The organism is Thauera sp., assembly GCF_047601425.1.
GTDB lineage: Bacteria > Pseudomonadota > Gammaproteobacteria > Burkholderiales > Rhodocyclaceae > Thauera.
In genome coordinates this window covers 2,990,653-3,009,279 of record NZ_JASGJL010000001.1, presented here as the reverse complement: position 1 = coordinate 3,009,279, position 18,627 = coordinate 2,990,653, and the positions used below count along the sequence as shown (strand labels likewise).

The window sequence follows — 18,627 nt, the reverse complement described above, 5'->3', positions numbered from 1 at the left end:
TCGGTATGGCGAAACGCTCCGACACCACCGAAACCGCGCTGCTCGCCATCGAGCTGCTGCGGCGCATTCCCCGCACCCGCAAGGTCACGGCGGCGGAACTGCACGCCCAGCTCAAGGCTGCCGGCATCGAGCGCGAGCTGCGCACCATCCAGCGGCAGCTCGAGATGCTCAGCCGGCATTTCGACATCGAACGCGATGAACGCAGCAAGCCCTACGGCTACCGCTGGCTGAAGGACTCCAGGGGGTTTGCACTGCCAGGCCTGGGTACGCAGGAATCCCTGCTGCTGCAACTCTCCTACGAGCACCTGAAAAACCTGCTGCCCACCCGCGTGGCGGATGCGATGGAAGGCTTCTTCGATCAGGCCAGACGCAATCTCGCGGACGACGGAACGGCCCGGCGGGAGAACGAATGGATCAGCAAGGTGCGCGTGGTCGCCACCAGCCAGCCTTTGTTGCCGCCGGTGATCGAATCCGGTGTGTTCGAGGCCGTCAGCGAAGCCCTGTACGACAACCGCTGGTTGCATCTCGACTACCGCAATGCCAGCGGCCGCCTCAGCCGCATCGAAGTCATGCCCCTCGGCCTTGCCCAGCAAGGGCCGCGCCTCTATCTCGTGTGCCGCTACCGCGGCTACGACAACGAGCGCAGCCTGGCGCTGCACCGCATGTCGTCGGCGGCTGTCTCCACCCTCGGCTTCGAGCGTCCGCAGGATTTCGATCTGCGGCAATACGACAATAACGGCCGTTTTGGCTTCGGCGAGGGCGAACGCGTGAAACTGTCCTTCCATGTTGACAAGGATCACGGCCTGCACTTGCTCGAATCGCGCCTCTCTGCCGATCAGCAGGTCGAGGAGTTCGATGACGGTACGTTCCGCATCACCGCCACGGTGGTCAACAGCGCGATGCTCGACTGGTGGCTGCGCGGGTTCGGGGATGCGGTGAAGGATGTGGTCAAGAATGCACAGGATGCTGAAAAGGAGGTGCAGGCGTGAGCGAAGCCGAAGCTTTGGGTGAGTGGAACGATCCGAGGGTGGAGCGGGTGAGGAAGCTGCTGTCAGCAGTCGAGGAGGATGTAGAACGACGCAAGTGCCGGAATAAGGAAGAGGCTGGGCAGTTCAATGTTTTTGAAGCGCTGGGCGTGGCTGGCCGGGAGATTTATCACTCACGCTTCATCGGTTATTTATTGAATCCTCGTGAAAGTCATTTCCAGGGTGACATGTTTCTGAAGCAGTTTCTCATTCGCCTTGAATTACCTGGGTCGTGGAAAAATGCTCGGGTTGTGGTTGAGCAGGATGCAGGGGAATATGGGCGCATCGATATTGTCATCACGCTGGATGACGGCGTCGTCATTGCCATCGAGAACAAGGTGGGTGCAGGGGAAGGGGAAAGGCAGCTTGAGCGTTACGGGCAATGGCTTGAATCCCAGGCGACCGATGAGAGCAAGAGGAGGCTGGTGTTTCTGACGCCGGACGGTCGGAAGGCAATGAGTGATGGTGCTGGATGTCGCATTGTGACGATGCTCATGTCTTATGGTGATATGGCTGATATGCTTGAAAAAGGTCTGGAGGGGCTTTCAGATGAGGCTGATTCGTTGAGAGAGACGGTTGGCCAGTACGTGGATTTGTGCAGAAAAATTCGGAAGGGAGGGAGCGGAATGACATGCTTGAGTGACAAGGTTTCCGATTTGTTACTGGATCCAACGAATTTGGAGGCGGCTCTGGAGATTAGAAGACATTTGGACGAGGTGGTGATCGAAAGCATTAAGCAGGATTTCAGGAGGTATGTTGCTGTTGCTCTTAGTGAAATATTGGAGGCTTCTGAGGCGGCAGGGAAATGGGAGGCAGGTATATCTGAACAGGATGGTGCGTTGGTTGGCCTGTTTCCGGCGTCAGCGCGAGAGAGCTATCCTGGTTATTGTTGCGTCGCGGAGATGAGATTCTCTGCTTGGAAAAACTATGTCGGCTGGCGCAGGCCGAAGTGGATTGATCGTTGGAGGGAAAGGGAAACAGAGATTGAGAGAACGCTGCGTGATGCTAAAGGCGGAAAGGCCGAAGGATGGTGGGTGAATTGGCGGTATATCAATGATTTCCCCGATGTTGCGGTACTGGGGGAGTGGGGGTCTGAGAATATATGTGCAGTCCATGCTGATAACCAGGATGCTTCTCACCCTCTCGCCAAGAGTCTGGCAAAGCTGATCTGGTCGTATTTCAGAGACGAGGGCAAGGGTCACGATTACTTCAAAGAGGTGGAGGCGCTTGAGGATTTCTCCTCGCCAGTGTCGCAAATGTAAGGAATGAAGCGTGGTGTGGCGTGCTCCCTCCGCCGTGCTGCCTCCTTACAGCATGCGCCTGAGCGAGCGGGTGCGAGTGTCATAAATGTGCACCTTGCATGGTGCATTTCCCTGCGGTTTGACGGTACGGACAGCTTGGGCGTTCGTTGTGGCCTATCGTGCCGCTGCGCGGAAGCGCGTCATGACTGCCGGGGGCGGCCCGACCAATCCCTTGTCCGCCGTGCCCGATCCCCGGAGAATCCAACCTCCTTTCGTCGAGCCCGGGATGTGCCTTGCAATGAAACTCCTCCATCGCTTCGCCTTTGCCCTGCTTGCCCTGCTGGTGGCACCTGCCCATGCGGCCGACCCGGCCGGCGTCAGTGAACGCGAGATCGTCGTCGGCCACATTTCCGATCTGTCCGGGCCGATCGCGATGCTGGGCACGCCGGTGCGCGACGGCATGCTGATGCGCTTCGACGAGGCCAATGCTGCGGGCGGCGTGCATGGCCGCCTGCTGCGGCTGGCGGTGGAGGACGCGGGCTACGACCCCAAGCGTGGCGTGCTGGCGGCGCGGAAGCTGGTGCAGCGCGACAAGGCTTTTGCTTTCCTCGCCACCATGGGCACGCCCGTGGTGATGGCGACGATGCCGGTGGTGCTCGATGCCGGCCGCCTGCATCTGTTCCCGTTCTCGCCGCACGAGGCCACCCATACGCCGCTGCATCCGCTCAAGTTCCAGAATTTCGCCCCCTACCAGGACTACATGGAAGCGGCGACGCGCCACATGGTCGAGCGCGGCGACTACCGCCGTACCTGCCTGTTGTACCAGGACGACGACTATGGCCAGGAGGTGATGCGCGGTGTCGAGGCCGGGCTGGGCAAGCTGGGGCGGCCGCTGGTCGAGCGTACCGGCTACAAGCGTGGCGCCACCGACCTGTCGAGCCAGATTGCGCGCCTGCGCGCGGCCGAGTGCGACCTGGTCGTGCTGGCGACGGTGGTGCGCGAGACGGTCGCGGCGATGGCCGAGGCGCGCCGCATCGGCTGGCAGGTCGACATGCTGGTGACGGCATCGGGTTATTCGGCCCAGACCCACGAGCTGGGCGGCGCGGCAGTCGAAGGCCTGTATGGCGTCAGCGTGCTGCCGCACCCCTATGCCGAAGGCGCCAATCCCTGGCTTGCCGGCTGGATTGAGCGCTATCGCGCGCGCTTCGGCGCCGCGCCCAACGTCTGGAGCGTGATGGGCTACACCCTGGCCGACATGTTCGTCCGCACCGCCGAGGCCACCGGGCGCGACTTGACGCCCGAAGCGTTCGCGCGCACCCTCGAACGCATCGAATTCGCCAGTGACGATTTCGGCAGCCCGGTCTATCGTTTCAGCGCCGCCGACCATCTGGGCAACCGTCACGGCCGCCTGGCGCAGATCCGCAACGGGCGCTGGGAATTGATCTCGGACTATCTGCGCTGATTCGCCTTTAGCCTGGTCTGCATTCACTCAGGAGCGCCGATGGGCCCTGCTGTTTCCCCTGCCGCCAAGCCCCGCACGATCACCGTCGCCTTCACCGGCGCGTCCGGCCTGCCTTACGGCCTGCGCCTGGTCGAATGCCTGCTGGGGGCAGGCCAACGGGTCTGGCTGCTTTATTCGCAGGTGGCGCAGATCGTCGCCCGCCAGGAAATGGACTGGAATCTGCCCACGCGTCCGGCCGAGGTCGAAACGGAGCTGGCTGCTCGCTTCGGCGCCGTACCCGGCCAGCTGCGCGTGTTCGGCCGCGAGGAGTGGTTCGCTCCGCCGGCCTCGGGCTCCAACCCGCCGGATGCGATGGTGGTGTGCCCCTGCACCATGGCGACGCTGGCGGCGATCGCCGGCGGTCTGAGCCAGAACCTGATCGAGCGCGCAGCCGACGTCGTCATCAAGGAAGCGCGCAAGCTGGTGCTGGTGCCGCGCGAGACGCCGTATTCCGCCATCCATCTCGAGAACATGCTCAAGCTCGCGCGCCTCGGCGTGTGCATCCTGCCGCCGAATCCTGGCTTCTACCACCATCCGCAAAACGTGCAGGACCTGGTGGACTTCGTTGTCGCGCGCATTCTCGATCAGTTGGGCGTGGACCATCAATTGATGGCGCGCTGGGGCGAGGAGGCTGAGCGCTCGGGAGGGGCTGGCGCATGAGTTCCCCGGCCGGCACGCAGCGCTTGCCGCTGTTTCCGCTCAAGACCGTGCTGTTCCCGGCGGGAGTGTTGCCGCTGCGGGTGTTCGAGCCGCGCTACATGGACATGGTGACGCGCTGCATGCGCGAGGGCACGGCTTTCGGCGTATGCCTGATCGCTGCCGGCGAGGAAGTGGGCGAAGCCGCGGTACCGCATCCGACCGGTACCGAAGCGTTGATCGAGCGATGGGACATGGAGCAGGCGGGCCTGCTCACGCTGCTGGTGCGTGGCGGGCGGCGTTTCCGCGTGCTCGACCATGAAGTCGAAAGCGACGGCCTGCTCGTTGCCGAAGTGAGATGGCTGCCCGAACCGGCTTCGGAGCCCGTGCCTGCCGAATTGCAGAATCTGCTCCCGTTGCTGCAGAGCATCGTCGCCGAACTGGGCGAGCGCCTGCCGCCGCCGCACCGCTTCGACGATGCGGCATGGGTCGGCGCACGCTATGCCGAATTGCTGCCGATTCCGCTGCAGGCGAGGCAGCGCCTGCTCGAACTGGATGATGTGATCAGCAGGCTGGAGATCGTGCAGCAGTTCCTGCTGGACCGCGGCCTGCTGCCGGGCATGGCCTGAGCGAGGGCGGCGCCGGACAGGCTCGGCGGCTGGACTCAGCCCGTGAATAGATTCGGAGCCGCCAGCGCATCGAGGATCCTGCGTACCGGCGTCGGCAGGGCGGCCTCGTCCAGCGCCGACAGTGGCACCCACTGCAGTGCGTCGCCATCCCGGGCACAGGAACGTGTGCCGGTGCCGGGCCGCAGCAGTACCGGCTGCATGTCCAGCACGAAGTGGGTGAAAGTGTGGGTCAAGGCGCCGAGCGCATGGGCCTCGACGGCATCGAAGCCGAAATGCGAACGTGCCCAGGCGCTGGTATCGGCCAGCCTGGCAGGAATTTCGGCAGGAATCTCCGGCAGGCTCAGCAGTCCGCCCCAGATCCCCGCCGGCGGGCGGCGCTCCAGCAGCACGGCGTCCTGGTGCAGGATCACCGCATAGCGGGCGCTGCGCCGCGGCACCGTTTTCTTCGGCCGTGGCGTTGGCAGTTCGCCGACCCGGTTCTCGCGCCGCGCGACGCAGTCGCCGGCGAACGGACAGCGCTCGCAGGCCGGCTTGCCGCGGGTACAGAGCGTGGCGCCCAAGTCCATCTGGGCCTGGATGTAGCGGCCGATCCCATGCGTCGGCAACAGCGATTCCGCCAGCGCCCACAGCCGGTTCTCCACCGCCTTGTCGCCTGGAAAGCCCTCGACGCCGAAGATGCGGCACAGCACGCGCTTGACGTTGCCGTCGAGGATCGCCGCGCGTTCGCCGTAGGCGAAGGCGGCGATGGCTGCGGCGGTTGAACGGCCGATGCCCGGCAGCTCGGCGATTTCCGCCGCGCTGGGTGGGAACGCGCCGCCGTGTTCGTCGACGATGGCCTGTGCGGCACGGTGCAGGTTGCGCGCGCGGGCGTAGTAGCCCAGGCCGCTCCACAGCGCCATGACCTCTTCCACTGGTGCCGCCGCCAGGCTGGCGACGTCGGGAAAACGTGCCAGGAAGCGGGCGTAGTAGGGAATCACGGTATCGACCTGGGTCTGCTGCAGCATGATTTCGGACAGCCAGATCCGGTACGGATCGTGCCCGCCCTGCCAGGGCAGGTCGTGGCGGCCGTGCTCGCGCTGCCACGAGATGAGGCGCTCGGCAAAATCGTTCATGTCACGGTTTTTCCTGTGTTTCTTGTCATGCATCATGGCGTCCGCCCTCGACGCGCCGGCCGCATGCGGCCATAATCCGCGGCTTCGCCAGCATTCCAACAGGCGCGGATCGCACCGCGACGTTTCGTCCATGACCCAGCAGACCGTCCCGCAGCCGGATTCCGGCGAGGATTTCTTCCGCCGTTTCCGCAACGCCCTCGGCATGTTCGCCACCGGGATCACGGTGGTGACCACCCGCACAGCGGCGGGAGAGCCGATCGGCCTTACGGTGAATTCCTTCAATTCGGTGTCGCTCGAGCCGCCCCTGGTCGTCTGGAGCCTGTCGAACAGCCTGCCGAGCCGCGCGCTGTTCGAAGGGTGCGAATACTACGCCATCAATGTGCTGGCCGAGGATCAGGCCGAACTGTCGCAGCGCTTCGCCGGCCGCATGGGCGAGAAATTCGCCGGGCTGGAGGTCGATGAGGGGCCGGACGGAGTACCGCTGCTCAAGGACTGCTGCGCCCGTTTCATCTGCCGCAATACTGTGCGCCATGCAGGCGGCGATCACGTCGTCTTCATCAGCGAGGTGATCGGTTTCGATCGCAACGAGCGTCTGCCGTTGGTGTATTTCGGCGGCAACTACCGGCGCCTGGTGCCCTGAGCAGCTTTGGTGCGCGGCGCGTTTGCGCTGCGGCCATGCTTTTTCGGCGCTTCTTCCGCCAGTTCGATGCGGCAGGGCGCCGCGGGATCGAGTGCCAGCGCGAGCAGCGACAGGCGGTGGTGCGAGGCCTCGGGCGTTTCTTCCAGCTCGATGCAGGCCTCGCGGCAGAACGCGCCTTGCGGGTGAAAGTTCCAGGCCTCGGCCGGGACGATCGCGCAGTCGGCGATCAATCCTTCTTTCATGCGCACCCAGCACAGCAATACGCCGCGTGCGGTACTCACGCGCGCCAGGCCGATGCCCGGCGCGACCTGGGCCGCATCGAGCATCGGCGGTACGTCGTCGGTGAAGGGATAGCGCAGCCGGCTGGCGCAGTCGGCCAGGTCGATCGCCTTGGCGAACAGCCGCGCCGAGACGCGGTGGCCACGGTCGAGCAGCAGCCGTACCAGGGGCGACACGGTGTGGCGCGCCAGCGGGCCGGTTTCGGCCGGCTCGCCGGCGAAAGTCGGACGGGCGATGAATTCGGCGCCGGGCCAGTTGCCGATGGCGGAAACCCAGGCCGCGGCGCTCAATTTGCCCAGGATCGGGGCCGCGCGGCCCTGCCGGGGCTGGGACGGGCCGAGATTGATCATCTCGCGCAGCGCGGCGCCGAGGGTTCCGCCCCGGCCGGCGCGTTCGGCGAATTCGGCCAGACTGTGCGGCAGCCGGATGCTGGTGAAGAAGCCGCCCAGCATTTCGCGCGCAACCAGATCGAGTATGTCGCCGCCGAGTTCGAAGCAGGACGCAGCGTCGGTCCGGGTGCTCAGCCGGCGATGGAATTCGGCGTGCCGGCTTGGCCGGGCATCCATGTCCAGGCATAGCGGCCAGTCGATCAGCAGCTTCTGCAGGTGGTCGTCGGCCGCTTCGGCGGCAAGCTCGCGTTCGCTCGCGAACAGGCTGTCGATATCCGCGGGAGGCGAGCCGGCCGCAGCGGCCGCGGCCGCGCCGATGGCATGGGCATGGGCGCGCTTGCCGTGAGTGAGATGCTGGGCAAGGGCCTGGACGGCCGCTTCCGGCGCAAGGCCGATGGCCAGCGTGTGCAGCGGAGTCTGTTCCGGCATGGTGATCGTGGCCGACACGACGCATCCGCCGTGGCGGTGAGCGATGATGCGGATGAACGGGTCGTACGGCATGAGGCTCTCGGGGCGCGTGTTCCTTCGAGGCGCAAGGATAGCGCGGAAGTCCCCATTCCGAGTCGTGCAAGTGCCGCTGCATGCGTAAGGCTTATGGAACATGTCACGCATGTTCGCCGGGAAATGCTCCACAAGCCGCGACGGTGCTAGAATCCGCCGCGTAGATAGGACTTCCCAAACTCCACACACACACCAATCGAGGAAAAGCATGAACAAAGGTGAATTCGTCGAAGCGCTGGCCGACCGTCTGGATGTCTCCCGCGCGCAAGCCGATCGTGCGTTGTCCGCCGTGCTCGACATCATCGCCGAGCAGCTCGGCAAGGGTGAGAAAGTCGCGTTCACCGGCTTTGGCTCGTTCGAAGTCTCCGAACGCGCAGCCCGTACCGGCCGCAACCCGCAGACCGGCGCGACGATCGAGATCGCCGCATCCAGCGTGCCCAAGTTCACCGCTGGCGCCACGCTGAAGGCTGCGGTCAACAAGTAAGAAACCGGGTCGTACCCTGCGGAGGGGCGACTCTCCGCCAGGAGACGGGTCTGAGCGCCGCGCGCCAGGCCCGTTTTTTTTCGCGACGCCGATCCAGCGCCGGGGAGGCTCCTTGCCGAGGTGTGTCCAGCCAGGCTGCCACGGAGGAGAGAGCCTGCCTGTCAAGTCTTTTTGCTGCTTTTTGGCGACAGCAGTGAAGAAAGGCGTTATACTCCGCCGCGTTGTGCAATGCAGCAGCAGGGCCATGGAGCTTTTCGGTGCGGACGAGGGTGCCCGCCGACCTGGCCCGAGGGACTGTAACCACAGCCCCATCGCCCCCGACCTCCCGCCGAATCCCCATTCGTTCTTCCGATCGTCTGGCATCGTGACAACCGGTTGGTGCCGATGCGCGGTCCTTGCGGCCTTCGGCCGTCCGGACCAGCCACGCCCATCGCGCGTTCGTAGCCCTTGCGATTCCGCTCCCGTTCCAGCCAGGCTGGCACGGTGCGGCGCGATGCCATGAGCTTCCCTGCCGGGGAGCCAGAATCCGTGCGGTCTTCGTCAGATCGAAGCCGGCACGCCAGACACAGGACAAGAACATGAACTTCCACGACCTCGGCCTTGCCGCAGAACTCCTCCAGGCCGTCGAGCAGACTGGTTACACCACCCCGACCCCGGTGCAGATGCAGGCCATCCCGGCGGCCATCGCCGGCCGCGACCTGCTGGTTTCCAGCCACACCGGCAGCGGCAAGACCGCCGCCTTCACGCTGCCGGCCCTGCACCGCATCATCGACCGCCGTCCCGCCCAGGGCAGCGGCCCGCGCGTGCTGGTGCTGACGCCCACCCGCGAACTCGCGCTGCAGGTCGAGAAGGCCGTGCAGACCTACGGCAAGGCGCTGCGCTGGCTGCGGACCGCCTGCCTCGTCGGCGGCGCGCCGATGTTCGCCCAGGTCAAGCAGCTGCAGCGCCAGTGCGACGTCGTCGTCGCCACCCCGGGCCGCCTGCTCGATCACCTGAACCGCCGCAAGCTCAAGCTCTCCGACGTCGAAGTGCTGATCCTCGACGAAGCCGACCGCATGCTCGACATGGGCTTCGCCGAAGACATCGATGCCATCGTCGCCGCCACCCCGGCCAAGCGCCAGACCCTGCTGTTCTCGGCCACGCTCGACGGCGTCGTCGGCAACATGGCCGCGCGCATGACGCGCGATCCGCAGCGCATCGAGATCGAAGTCGCCAAGGAAGATCGCGGCCAGATCGAGCAGCGCCTGATGTTCGCCGACGACATCGGCCACAAGAGCCGCCTGCTCGAAGCCCTGCTCGGTGACGACAGCCTGCAGCAGGCGGTGGTGTTCACCGCCACCAAGAAGAGCGCCGACGAACTGTCGCTGTCGCTGCAGGAAAAGGGCATCGCCGCCGCCGCGCTGCACGGCGACATGCACCAGACCCAGCGCAACCGCACGCTGGACCGCCTGCGCCAGGGCCGCATCGGCGTGCTGGTCGCGACCGACGTTGCCGCGCGCGGCATCGACGTTGCCGGCATCAGCCACGTCATCAACTTCGATCCGCCGCGCCAGGCCGAAGACTATGTGCACCGCATCGGCCGCACCGGCCGTGCCGGCCGCGACGGTGTCGCGATCACGCTGTCGGGTCCGCGCGAAACCGGCCTGATCCGTGCCATCGAGCGCTTCACCGGCGGCCGCCTGGAAGTTCACACCATCCCCGGCATGGAGCCGTCCCCGCGCCGTCCGTCCAGCCCGCGCCCGGGCGGCAACGGCGGCCGCCGTTTCGGCAATGGCGGCGGTCAGGGCCGTCCGGGTGGCGACAGCCGCCGCAGTGCGGGCGGCTATGGCCGCGACGGCCATGCCTCGCGCAACGAGCGCAGCCACGGCGGTGGCGGCCGCTTCGACCGCGGTTCGCGCGGCTGAACCTGCGCTTGAGCTGGCTTGAAGCGCCGGTGAGCCGAACCGGCGCGGCGCTTCAGGCGAACAGCGCTTCCAGATCCACGGATTCGCGCCGGCCGACGTCCCGCCGGTGGCGGCGCAGCCACTCATCGGTCCGCGCGCGGCCAAGCTCGCGCAGATGCAGCAGGAAGCGGGTCGAGGCGTTGAGCTTGCTGTCGCCGCTGATGTCGCCCAGCTCCCTGGCGTCGATCAGGTGGAAGCGCAGGCGCGTCAGCTTGCGCTCCAGCCGTCCCTGCGGCAGCCAGCTGCTCGTTTCGCCGACATAGCTGCGAGCGTGCGCGATCATCCGCATTTCGCGCAGGAAGGTCGTCGAGAAACCCAGCTCCATGCTGCGCGCGCCGATGTCCTTCGCACTGCGCGGTGCGGCGTCACGCACCAGCGGATTCAGCAGCACGAGCAGCACGTCCGGCGTCGTGCACTCGTACATCAATGGGTAGATTGCCGGGTTGGCGGTGAAGCCGCCGTCCCAGTAGTGCTCGCCATCGATCTCGACGGCATGGTGCAGCGTGGGCAGGCAGGCCGAAGCCAGCAGCGCATCCTCGCTCAGTTCGCCGGTACGGAACAACCGGACCTTGCCGGTGCGCACCTCGGTGGCAGCAATGAAGAGTTTCAGCGGGCAGCTTTGCCGCAGGCGCTCGAAGTCGAACTGCGCGCGCACCACGTCACGCAGCGGATTCAGTTCGAATGGGTTGAGCTGATAGGGTGAGAACAGACGCGCCAGTCCCAGCATCATGTTCATCGGCGCCGGCAGGCCGCCGTCCTGCGCCGGGTTCAGGCTGTGCATCAGGTCGAGATGGAAGGGGGTGCTGTCGCCCACCGCCAGCCAGAAAGCTTCCAGTGCGGCGCGCGCGCCTTCCGCGCCGCCGGCGGTCCAGCCCTGCGCCAGCGCCACCGCATTCATCGCGCCGGCACTGGTGCCGCTGACACCATCCAGCTGCCAGTTTTCTTCCAGTAGCCGGTCCAGCACGCCCCAGGTATAGGCGCCATGCGCCCCGCCGCCCTGCAGGGCGAGGCTGAGGGGAGGGGCCGGATCGCTGCGCCCGGCCCGCAGGAATTTGCCGAACATGGACACTCTCCCGGACGAGTGTTGACAAGGGGTATTTTGATTGTGCAGTGCACAATCTACATCATTGCCACCGATCGCGGGAATTCTGCCCCCGAATGGAGATGCCTGCTTACAGCATGCTCTCCAGAAACGCCCGCGTGCGCGGATGCTGCGGATTGGCGAAGAACGCCGCCGACGGCTGCGATTCGATCAGCTTGCCGCCGTCCATGAAGGCGACGCGGCTGGCGACTTCGCGGGCGAAGCCCATCTCGTGCGTGACCACCAGCATCGTCATGTGCTCGTCGGCGAGCTGGCGCATGGTGCGCAGCACTTCGCCGGTCAGCTCGGGGTCGAGCGCCGAGGTCGGCTCGTCGAACAGCATGATGTCCGGTTCCATCGCCAGTGCGCGGGCGATGGCGACGCGCTGCTTCTGGCCGCCGGACAGGCGCGAGGGGTAGGCGTCGCGCTTGTCTAGCAGGCCGACCTTCTTCAGCAGCTCCTCGGCCTTGGGCAGGATCGCCTCCCGTTTCATGCCCTTGACCGTGATCGGCGCCTCGATCACGTTCTGCAGCACGGTGAGGTGCGGGAACAGGTTGAAGTGCTGGAACACCATGCCCATGCGCGCGCAGATGCGGCGCACTTCGGCGTCGGCGACGTAGCGGGCGCAGCCCTGGGCATCGTTGCTCACCAGAGTGTCGCCCTCGATGTCGATGCGGCCGGCGTCGATGGTCTCGAGGTGGTTCAGGCAGCGCAGGAAGGTGCTCTTGCCCGAGCCGGAGGGGCCGATCACCGCGATCACTTCGCCCTTGGCCAGCGTCAACGACACACCCTTGAGCACTTCGTTGCTGCCGAAGCGCTTGTGGATGCCGTCGGCGAGAATCATTGGACCCGTCATCGGAGTCGTCATTGGGCTCGCTGCCTCAGTCATAGACGGCATGGCGTTTCTCCAGGCGCTGGAAGAACCAGGTCAGCACCAGGGTCATGAGCAGGTAGAAGGCGGCGGCGACCACGAAGGGGGTGATCGTGAAGTCGCGCTGGACGATGCCGCGCGCGGCGCGCAGCAGGTCGTTGAGGGCGAGCACGTAGATCAGCGAGGTGTCCTTGACCAGGGTGATGGTTTCGTTGCTCATCGGCGGCAGGATGCGCTTGACCACCTGCGGCAGCACGATGCGGCGCATGGTCTGGCCGTAGGAGAAGCCGAGCACCTTGGCGCCTTCGTACTGGCCGCGGTCGATCGACTGGATGCCGGCGCGGAAGATCTCGGCGAAGTAGGCGGCGTAGTTGAGCGCGAAAGCCACCACCGCCGCCGGGAAGTCGGGCAGGCGGATGCCGATCACCGGCACGAAGGGCAGCGCGAAGTAGATGAACAGCAGCTGCAGCATCAGCGGCGTGCCGCGCATCAGCCAGATGTAGCCATTGACCGCCTGGCTGGCGGCGGTGAAGCGCGAGATGCGGATCAGCGCCAGCGCCAGCCCGAGCGGCACCGCCAGCGCCAGCGTGATGAAGAACAGCTTGAGGGTGACCAGCGAGCCTTCGGCAAGCGGTCCGATGATGCTGAGTACGTAGTCCATGCGGCCTGTCCGTCCGCCGGGCCGTGTCGCGGGCCCGGCGGGGTCGAAGAAGGAAAGGGACGGGGCGACCGGGACTTACTTGATGATGTCCTTGCCGAACCATTCGTTCGAGATGCGGGCGGCGCTGCCGTCGGCCTTCATCTCGTCCATGGCCTTCTGCATCCGGGCCAGCAGTTCGGTGTCGTCCTTGCGCACGCCGACGCCGAATTCCTCGGTGCCGAAGTGCTCGTCCAGCACCACGTAGTCGTCCGGCTTCTTCGAGGTGTAGTAGCGGCCGACGACTTCGTCGAGCACCACGGCGTCGAGGCGGCCAGTGGCGAGGTCCATCAGCGCGGTGACGTTGTCGCCGAAGCGCTTCAGTTCCTTGAAGGAGCCGGAGATCGGATCCTTCTGCACCGCGTCGATCGCGCTGCTGCCGTCCTGGATGCCGATGACCTTGCCGGCCAGTTCGGCCTTGGCCTTGATCGGCGAATTGGCCGGCACCACGATGATCTGGTGGTTTTCCATGTAGGGCGTGGTGAAGCCGATGTTCTTGCGCCGCTCTTCGGTGATCGTCAGGCCGTTCCACAGCGCATCGACGCGCTTGCCGTTCAGCTCGGCTTCCTTGGCGCTCCAGTCGATCGGCTTGAACTCGACTTCCACGCCGAGGCGCCTGGCGGCTTCGCGTGCCAGGTCGATGTCGAAGCCGACCAGTTCGTTCTTCTCGTTGCGGAAGCCCATCGGCGGGAAATTGTCGTCCAGGCCGACGACGATCTTCGCCGGGACGGCGGGCGCCGCGCCGGACTGTGCTGCCGGGGTGGCGTCGTTGTTGCCACATCCGCCCAGCAGGGCTCCGGCGGTGAGGGAGAGCATCAGCAGCGAGGTGAGTTTCTTCATGGTCTTGCCCGAAAGAGTGATCGAGGGCGCACAGAAGCTTTGCACGCCGCGATTCGGCACCCATGTCACGGGCGCCGAAGGCGTGATTTTCGCCGTGATGCGGCGGGGGATCAACCGGCTGATGCAGCGAGGCCGCCAGCGGACTCAGCGGCGATTGATGTGGAGCGAGGGTTGCTGCCTGTCGCCCGGCCTGTCGTTGAACTTGTCCCGACTGTTGCGAGGCCGGAAATCCGGCCGCGGCTGTCGGTCATGTCCATCCTTGCGTGCTTCGGGCGGTGGCCGGCGTTTCTCGCCAAAATCGGGTGTCCGGGGGCGATCCGGGCGCATGTCATGGTCGAGGCGCGGCTTCGGCGCCGGGTGCAGCCGCGGCGGTTCGCGGCCGCGATCATCACGATGGTGCTCGACGCGGTCGCGGCCGCCCTGCCATTGGGGGTATGCCGGTGGCCGCGGCTGGCGGGCGGGCGGCGACCAATGGCCTGGCACCCAGTCGTGGCGGGGGCCGACGCGATTCCAGTAGCCGCCGATCCAGACGTGGCCCGGGCCGGGCGGCGGCCCGCGGCGCTCGATGCGGGGCGCGGGCGTGACGATGATGATTTCGCGTTCGTAGTAAGGGCCGCCATAGCCATCGTAGCCATGGCTGCCGTAGCCGTAGCTGCGTTCGTCGGGAGCGACGGCACAGCCGGTCAGCAGCAGCGCCAGCGTTGCTGCCAGCATCGGGGGCCATGAGGGCTTCATCGTCGGCGTCCTTCGTTCAGGCTATGGAGTGCGCAATATCGGCAACCGGACGGTAGAGGAAATCCCGCGTCCTGCGGGGCCGGCAAGGTAATCAGTTGTAAGGTCGGCGACTGCCTGGTGCCGTTCTCGGAGCCCTGTATGAGAATGGCGTCCGTCGCCGCTGCTGTGCGGTTTTCACCCGAACGAGGAATGTCGATGAGCCTGGCCCGGAAAATGTCCGTCTGCATGTTGTCCGCGCTGTCCTTGAGCGGCTGCAGCCTGTTCGGCGACAAGGCTGAAACCGCGGGGCCGGCGGAACCCCCGGCTGCCGTTCAGCGCATGGCGGCGGCGACCTCGCTGGAGGAGAGCTGGCGCTGCGGCGACATGGTCGCGACGCTGAGGCGCCTGGGCGATGGTGCAAGCCTGAACGCCGGTGGCCGGAACTGGGCCTTGCGGCAGGCAATCGCCGCGTCGGGCGTGAAGCTGGTGGCGGTGGACGACGAGCGCACGGTGTTCTGGAGCAAGGGCGATGTGGCGATGCTGGAACTGGCCGGCGTGAGCCAGCCCGAATGCCGCTTGGCGGGCGACGAGGAGCGCCTGTTCCGCGCCGTCGGCAACGAACCGTCCTGGCGCCTGGATGTGACGGCTAGGGCGCTGGTCCTGCTGACCGACTGGGGTGACACGCGTGTGGTCGCGCCGGGGCCGCTGGTCGAGGAGGCGGACGGGGTGCGCCATTACCGTGCCGACACGCTCGATGGAGAGATGTCGGCCACCGTGGTCGATCGCCTGTGCGTGGACAGCATGAGCGGCATGCCGCATCCGGCGGCAGTCGAAGTGAGCTGGCAGGGGCAGCGCCTGAAAGGCTGCGGCGGTGATCCGGCGCGGCTGCTGCAGGGCGAGCCGTGGCTGGTGGTGGAGATCGATGGCCGGCGCGTCGGCGATCCGCAGCGGCTGACGCTGGCCTTCGGCGAAGGCGGCAGCCTGGCCGGTATCGCCGCCTGCAACCGTTACCAGGGCCGCTACGTCCTGTCGGGCGAAGGCCTGCGGCTGTCGGAGCTGGGGGCGACAAAGATGGCCTGCGAGCAGGCGCTGATGGACGAGGAGCTGCGTTTCCGGGCCGCGCTCGACGAAGTGGATGGCTTCGGCATCGCCGCCGACGGCAGCCTGGAGCTGAAGTCCGCCGAGCGCAGCATCGTGCGCGCCCGGCGGGATTGAACGGAGGCGGTGAGGGAAGCCGTCCGCGTCAGCCGCGGCCGGCGCGGGTGGCTTCGACTTCCTCGGGGCGCAGCCTGGCGGCGGTCTTGTCCAGCACGCCGTTGACGAACTTGTGGCCGTCGGTGCCGCCGTAGCCCTTGGCCAGCTCGATCGCCTCGTTGATCACCACGCGGTAGGGCGTCTCGATGTTGTGGCGCAGCTCGTGGGTGCCGAGCAGCAGGATGGCATGCTCGATCGGCGACAGCTCGGCCACCGGGCGCGACAGCAGCGGTTCGAAGCAGGCGCGCAGTTCGTCGGCGCTGTCGATCGCGCCGCGCAGCAGGCTGACGAAGAGCTCGCGGTCGGTCTTGTCGAAGTTGTCGCTTTCGGCTTCGAGATGGCGCTGCACGGTCGCCGCGGTGTTGCCCGACAGCAGCCATTGATATACGCCCTGCAGGGCCAGCGCGCGGGCGCGGCGGCGCGCCATCTTGCTAGTCGGGTTGGGCGCGGCGGCGCCGTCGGCGGCCGGCCGGGTGTCGTCGGTGTCGCTCATTTCACCACCTTCAGCAGATTGACCATCTCCACCGCGGTGCGGGCGCAGTCTGCGCCTTTCTCGCTCATGCGGGCGATGGCCTGGTCGTCGTCCTCGGTCGTCAGCACGCCGTTGGCGATCGGGATGCCGGTGTCGAGGCCGACGCGGGTGATGCCGGCACCCATTTCGTTGGAGACCAGCTCGAAGTGATAGGTCTCGCCGCGGATCACCGCGCCGAGCGCCACGAGGGCGTCGTGCAGGCCGCTCTTCGCCATCGTCTGCAGCACCAGCGGGATTTCCAGCGCGCCAGGCACGGTGACGATGCGGATGTCGCTGCGGGCGACGCCGAGCCGAAGCAGTTCGTCGGTGCAGGCCGACAGCAGGCCTTCGCAGATGTCGAGGTTGAAGCGCGCCATGACGATGCCGACGCGCACGGCCTTGCCGTCGAAGTTGGGGTCGATCTCGTCGATGCCGTCGTAGCGGACGCCCTGGCGGGCGTTTTCGGATTGGTTGCGTTGCATGCGGAGGTCTCGTGGGGTGCGGTCAGTTCTTGTCGACGAAGCCGGTGATTTCCAGGCCGAAGCCGGCCATGCTCGGAATCTTGCGCGGACTGGCGAGCAGCCGCATCCTGCCGACGTTCAGCGCGCGCAGGATCTGGGCGCCGACACCGAACAGGCGGGCGTCCCATTTCGCCGGGCGATCCTGGCCGCCGTTCAGGCTGGCGAGCAGCTCGCGGCCGGACATCGGCCGGTAGAGCAGCACGATCACGCCGGCTTCGGCCGCGGCCAGCGCGGCGAGCGATTCGTTGACCGGGAAGCTGTGGTGATTGCTGCTGGAGTCGAGGAAATCGACCACCGAGATCGGCTCGTGCACCCGCACCAGGGTTTCGCGTTCCGGCGTGATGTCGCCGCGCGACAGGGCGAAATGCACGTCGCCCGAGGTCTTGTCCTCGAAGGCGGACAGCGTGAAGCGGCCGTGGGCGGTGTCAACTTCCTTGTCGCAGACCTTCTCGATCAGGTGCTCGGTGGCGGCGCGGTATTCGATCAGGTCGCGGATGGCGCCGATCTTCAGGCCGTGCGCCTTGCCGAACTCGATGAGGTCGGGCAGGCGGGCCATGGTGCCGTCGTCCTTGAGGATCTCGCAGATCACCGCGGCCGGCTCCAGTCCGGCGAGCTGGGCGAGGTCGCAGCCGGCCTCGGTGTGGCCGGCGCGGATCAGCACGCCGCCCTTCTGCGCGGTGAGCGGGAAGATGTGGCCCGGCATCACGATGTCTTCCGGCCTGGCGTGGCGGGCGACCGCGACCTGCACGGTGCGGGAGCGGTCGTGGGCCGAAATGCCGGTGGTGACGCCGGTGGCGGCCTCGATCGAGGCGGTGAAGGCGGTGCCGTGCGGCGTGCGGTTGTCGCGCACCATCTGCTCGAGGCCGAGCTGGCGGCAGCGTTCGTCGGTCAGCGTCAGGCAGACCAGGCCGCGGCAGTGCGTGACCATGAAATTGATCGCTTCGGGGGTGACGAACTCCGCGGCGAGGACGACGTCGCCCTCGTTCTCGCGGTCTTCCTCGTCGACCAGGATGACCATCTTGCCGGCCTTGATGTCGGCGATGATCTCGGTAATCGGCGCGAGTGCGCTCATGTTGTTTCCTTTGTTCGTGCCTTGCCGGCGTCTGGCGCGGCGCATGTGTTTCGTTGCTGCTCAGGCCTGGGCGGCTTCTTCGCTGCGCCAGGCGAGCATGCGCTCGACGTAGCGAGCGATCAGGTCGATTTCCAGGTTGACCCGGCTGCCCGCGGCGAGATGCTTCAGGTTGGTCATCGCCACCGTGTGCGGGATCAGGTTGACCGAGAAGTCGCGCTGCTCGACCTGGTTCACCGTCAGGCTGACGCCATTGACGGTGATCGAGCCCTTCTTCGCAATGTAGCCGGCGATCGCCGCCGGTGCGCGGATCACCAGTTCGTGGCTTTCGCCCAGCGGCTCGAACTTCAGCACTTCGCCGACGCCGTCCACATGGCCGGTGACGAGGTGGCCGCCGAGGCGGTCGGCCAGGCGCAGCGCCTTTTCCAGATTCACTTCGTTGCCGGCCGCGTCCAGGCCGACGGTGCAGTTCAGCGTCTCGCGCGAGACGTCGTACTTCAGCCTGGGGCCGTCCATCTCGATCACGGTCAGGCATACGCCGCTGTGTGCGATGCTGTCGCCGACGATGACGTCGGACAGGTCGAGGCCGTTGGTATCGACGGTGAGGCGGATGCCGTCCGCGAGCGGCTCGATGTGTTCGATGCGGCCGATGGCCGCGACGATGCCGGAGAACATGAAAGGTCTGACGC

The 18,627-nt window shown here is 66.4% G+C and carries 20 protein-coding genes; 9 read left to right on the top strand and 11 right to left on the bottom strand.

Going from position 1 to position 18,627, the window contains the following annotated elements; translation table 11 throughout:
- Window positions 1-5 precede the first annotated feature (5 nt).
- The 5 genes from QM748_RS14635 (at window position 6) to QM748_RS14615 (ending at window position 5,032) form a co-directional block, all read left to right on the top strand.
- Complete coding sequence (locus QM748_RS14635) at window positions 6-989, top strand: helix-turn-helix transcriptional regulator (RefSeq protein ID WP_415247646.1); 984 nt, start codon at window positions 6-8, stop codon at window positions 987-989.
- Window positions 986-2,287 carry a PD-(D/E)XK nuclease family protein gene (locus QM748_RS14630; protein WP_415247645.1) on the top strand — a complete coding sequence of 434 codons (1,302 nt, stop codon included), beginning with the start codon at window positions 986-988 and terminating at the stop codon, window positions 2,285-2,287. The genes QM748_RS14635 and QM748_RS14630 overlap by 4 nt, the downstream gene beginning before the upstream one ends.
- 277 nt (window positions 2,288-2,564) lie before the next feature.
- Window positions 2,565-3,728 carry an ABC transporter substrate-binding protein gene (locus tag QM748_RS14625; RefSeq protein WP_415247644.1) on the top strand — a complete coding sequence of 388 codons (1,164 nt, stop codon included), beginning with the start codon at window positions 2,565-2,567 and terminating at the stop codon, window positions 3,726-3,728.
- 39 nt (window positions 3,729-3,767) lie between these two features.
- Window positions 3,768-4,427: a flavin prenyltransferase UbiX gene (locus tag QM748_RS14620; protein ID WP_415247643.1), complete on the top strand. Its 660-nt coding sequence runs from the start codon at window positions 3,768-3,770 to the stop codon at window positions 4,425-4,427.
- The gene (locus tag QM748_RS14615) at window positions 4,424-5,032 is read left to right on the top strand and encodes an LON peptidase substrate-binding domain-containing protein (RefSeq protein ID WP_415247642.1); all 609 of its coding nucleotides are present in this window, start codon (window positions 4,424-4,426) and stop codon (window positions 5,030-5,032) included. Before QM748_RS14620 ends, QM748_RS14615 begins: the two co-directional genes overlap by 4 nt.
- A 35-nt stretch (window positions 5,033-5,067) precedes the next feature.
- Here the strand turns inward: QM748_RS14615 and mutY are convergent, their stop codons facing one another.
- Window positions 5,068-6,144, bottom strand: coding sequence for an A/G-specific adenine glycosylase (gene mutY, locus QM748_RS14610; RefSeq protein WP_415247641.1), 1,077 nt, complete (start codon window positions 6,142-6,144; stop codon window positions 5,068-5,070).
- A 130-nt stretch (window positions 6,145-6,274) separates the two neighbouring features.
- On the opposite strand from mutY, the gene QM748_RS14605 reads away from it, so the two are divergent.
- A complete protein-coding gene (locus QM748_RS14605) occupies window positions 6,275-6,784 on the top strand; it encodes a flavin reductase family protein (RefSeq protein ID WP_415247640.1) in 510 nt (169 codons plus the stop codon).
- Here the strand turns inward: QM748_RS14605 and QM748_RS14600 are convergent.
- Window positions 6,763-7,953: a hypothetical protein gene (locus QM748_RS14600; RefSeq protein ID WP_415247639.1), complete on the bottom strand. Its 1,191-nt coding sequence runs from the start codon at window positions 7,951-7,953 to the stop codon at window positions 6,763-6,765. The genes QM748_RS14605 and QM748_RS14600 overlap by 22 nt on opposite strands.
- A 100-nt stretch (window positions 7,954-8,053) precedes the next feature.
- Between QM748_RS14600 and QM748_RS14595 the strand changes: the two genes are divergently transcribed.
- Together QM748_RS14595 and QM748_RS14590 are read left to right on the top strand one after the other, a co-directional pair.
- Window positions 8,054-8,437 carry an HU family DNA-binding protein gene (locus tag QM748_RS14595; RefSeq protein WP_415247638.1) on the top strand — a complete coding sequence of 128 codons (384 nt, stop codon included), beginning with the start codon at window positions 8,054-8,056 and terminating at the stop codon, window positions 8,435-8,437.
- Window positions 8,438-9,015: 578 nt separating this feature from the next.
- The gene (locus QM748_RS14590) at window positions 9,016-10,341 is read left to right on the top strand and encodes a DEAD/DEAH box helicase (RefSeq protein ID WP_415247637.1); all 1,326 of its coding nucleotides are present in this window, start codon (window positions 9,016-9,018) and stop codon (window positions 10,339-10,341) included.
- Between the two features lie 52 nt (window positions 10,342-10,393).
- On the opposite strand, the gene QM748_RS14585 is transcribed toward QM748_RS14590, so the two are convergent.
- From QM748_RS14585 to QM748_RS14565, 5 genes are all read right to left on the bottom strand, one after another.
- Window positions 10,394-11,443: a patatin-like phospholipase family protein gene (locus QM748_RS14585; protein WP_415247636.1), complete on the bottom strand. Its 1,050-nt coding sequence runs from the start codon at window positions 11,441-11,443 to the stop codon at window positions 10,394-10,396.
- A gap of 109 nt (window positions 11,444-11,552) precedes the next feature.
- On the bottom strand, window positions 11,553-12,305 hold the full coding sequence (locus QM748_RS14580) for an amino acid ABC transporter ATP-binding protein (protein ID WP_415248080.1): 753 nt from the start codon (window positions 12,303-12,305) through the stop codon (window positions 11,553-11,555).
- A 37-nt stretch (window positions 12,306-12,342) separates the two neighbouring features.
- Entirely contained in the window at window positions 12,343-12,993 is a 651-nt protein-coding gene (locus QM748_RS14575) for an amino acid ABC transporter permease (RefSeq protein WP_415247635.1), read from the bottom strand.
- A 75-nt stretch (window positions 12,994-13,068) separates the two neighbouring features.
- A complete protein-coding gene (locus tag QM748_RS14570; RefSeq protein ID WP_415247634.1) occupies window positions 13,069-13,869 on the bottom strand; it encodes an amino acid ABC transporter substrate-binding protein in 801 nt (266 codons plus the stop codon).
- Window positions 13,870-14,013: 144 nt separating this feature from the next.
- Window positions 14,014-14,604, bottom strand: a complete 591-nt coding sequence (locus tag QM748_RS14565; protein ID WP_415247633.1) for a YXWGXW repeat-containing protein — start codon at window positions 14,602-14,604, stop codon at window positions 14,014-14,016.
- A 213-nt stretch (window positions 14,605-14,817) separates the two neighbouring features.
- On the opposite strand from QM748_RS14565, the gene QM748_RS14560 reads away from it, so the two are divergent.
- Window positions 14,818-15,798 carry an META domain-containing protein gene (locus QM748_RS14560; protein ID WP_415247632.1) on the top strand — a complete coding sequence of 327 codons (981 nt, stop codon included), beginning with the start codon at window positions 14,818-14,820 and terminating at the stop codon, window positions 15,796-15,798.
- 28 nt (window positions 15,799-15,826) lie between these two features.
- On the opposite strand, the gene nusB is transcribed toward QM748_RS14560, so the two are convergent.
- From nusB to QM748_RS14540, 4 genes are read right to left on the bottom strand one after another with little or no spacing between them, the layout of a single operon-like run.
- Window positions 15,827-16,330 (bottom strand): transcription antitermination factor NusB, encoded by a 504-nt coding sequence (nusB, locus tag QM748_RS14555; RefSeq protein ID WP_415247631.1) that lies wholly within the window; start codon window positions 16,328-16,330, stop codon window positions 15,827-15,829.
- Window positions 16,327-16,830, bottom strand: a complete 504-nt coding sequence (ribH, locus tag QM748_RS14550; protein WP_415247630.1) for a 6,7-dimethyl-8-ribityllumazine synthase — start codon at window positions 16,828-16,830, stop codon at window positions 16,327-16,329. The genes nusB and ribH overlap by 4 nt, the downstream gene beginning before the upstream one ends.
- A gap of 22 nt (window positions 16,831-16,852) precedes the next feature.
- Window positions 16,853-17,941: a bifunctional 3,4-dihydroxy-2-butanone-4-phosphate synthase/GTP cyclohydrolase II gene (ribBA, locus tag QM748_RS14545; RefSeq protein WP_415247629.1), complete on the bottom strand. Its 1,089-nt coding sequence runs from the start codon at window positions 17,939-17,941 to the stop codon at window positions 16,853-16,855.
- Window positions 17,942-18,001: 60 nt separating this feature from the next.
- Complete coding sequence (locus tag QM748_RS14540) at window positions 18,002-18,613, bottom strand: riboflavin synthase (RefSeq protein ID WP_415247628.1); 612 nt, start codon at window positions 18,611-18,613, stop codon at window positions 18,002-18,004.
- Between the last annotated feature and the right edge of the window lie 14 nt (window positions 18,614-18,627).

Excerpts from the sequence above, each read along its gene's own strand:
- QM748_RS14635 (WP_415247646.1), top strand. The coding sequence starts at position 6 with ATGGCGAAACGCTCCGACACCACCGAAACCGCGCTGCTCGCCATCGAG.
- QM748_RS14625 (WP_415247644.1), top strand. The coding sequence starts at position 2,565 with ATGAAACTCCTCCATCGCTTCGCCTTTGCCCTGCTTGCCCTGCTGGTG.
- QM748_RS14620 (WP_415247643.1), top strand. The coding sequence starts at position 3,768 with ATGGGCCCTGCTGTTTCCCCTGCCGCCAAGCCCCGCACGATCACCGTC.
- QM748_RS14615 (WP_415247642.1), top strand. The coding sequence starts at position 4,424 with ATGAGTTCCCCGGCCGGCACGCAGCGCTTGCCGCTGTTTCCGCTCAAG.
- mutY (WP_415247641.1), bottom strand. The coding sequence starts at position 6,144 with ATGAACGATTTTGCCGAGCGCCTCATCTCGTGGCAGCGCGAGCACGGC.
- QM748_RS14605 (WP_415247640.1), top strand. The coding sequence starts at position 6,275 with ATGACCCAGCAGACCGTCCCGCAGCCGGATTCCGGCGAGGATTTCTTC.
- QM748_RS14600 (WP_415247639.1), bottom strand. The coding sequence starts at position 7,953 with ATGCCGTACGACCCGTTCATCCGCATCATCGCTCACCGCCACGGCGGA.
- QM748_RS14595 (WP_415247638.1), top strand. The coding sequence starts at position 8,054 with ATGTCACGCATGTTCGCCGGGAAATGCTCCACAAGCCGCGACGGTGCT.
- QM748_RS14590 (WP_415247637.1), top strand. The coding sequence starts at position 9,016 with ATGAACTTCCACGACCTCGGCCTTGCCGCAGAACTCCTCCAGGCCGTC.
- QM748_RS14585 (WP_415247636.1), bottom strand. The coding sequence starts at position 11,443 with ATGTTCGGCAAATTCCTGCGGGCCGGGCGCAGCGATCCGGCCCCTCCC.
- QM748_RS14580 (WP_415248080.1), bottom strand. The coding sequence starts at position 12,305 with ATGATTCTCGCCGACGGCATCCACAAGCGCTTCGGCAGCAACGAAGTG.
- QM748_RS14575 (WP_415247635.1), bottom strand. The coding sequence starts at position 12,993 with ATGGACTACGTACTCAGCATCATCGGACCGCTTGCCGAAGGCTCGCTG.
- QM748_RS14570 (WP_415247634.1), bottom strand. The coding sequence starts at position 13,869 with ATGAAGAAACTCACCTCGCTGCTGATGCTCTCCCTCACCGCCGGAGCC.
- QM748_RS14565 (WP_415247633.1), bottom strand. The coding sequence starts at position 14,604 with ATGAAGCCCTCATGGCCCCCGATGCTGGCAGCAACGCTGGCGCTGCTG.
- QM748_RS14560 (WP_415247632.1), top strand. The coding sequence starts at position 14,818 with ATGTCCGTCTGCATGTTGTCCGCGCTGTCCTTGAGCGGCTGCAGCCTG.
- nusB (WP_415247631.1), bottom strand. The coding sequence starts at position 16,330 with ATGAGCGACACCGACGACACCCGGCCGGCCGCCGACGGCGCCGCCGCG.
- ribH (WP_415247630.1), bottom strand. The coding sequence starts at position 16,830 with ATGCAACGCAACCAATCCGAAAACGCCCGCCAGGGCGTCCGCTACGAC.
- ribBA (WP_415247629.1), bottom strand. The coding sequence starts at position 17,941 with ATGAGCGCACTCGCGCCGATTACCGAGATCATCGCCGACATCAAGGCC.
- QM748_RS14540 (WP_415247628.1), bottom strand. The coding sequence starts at position 18,613 with ATGTTCTCCGGCATCGTCGCGGCCATCGGCCGCATCGAACACATCGAG.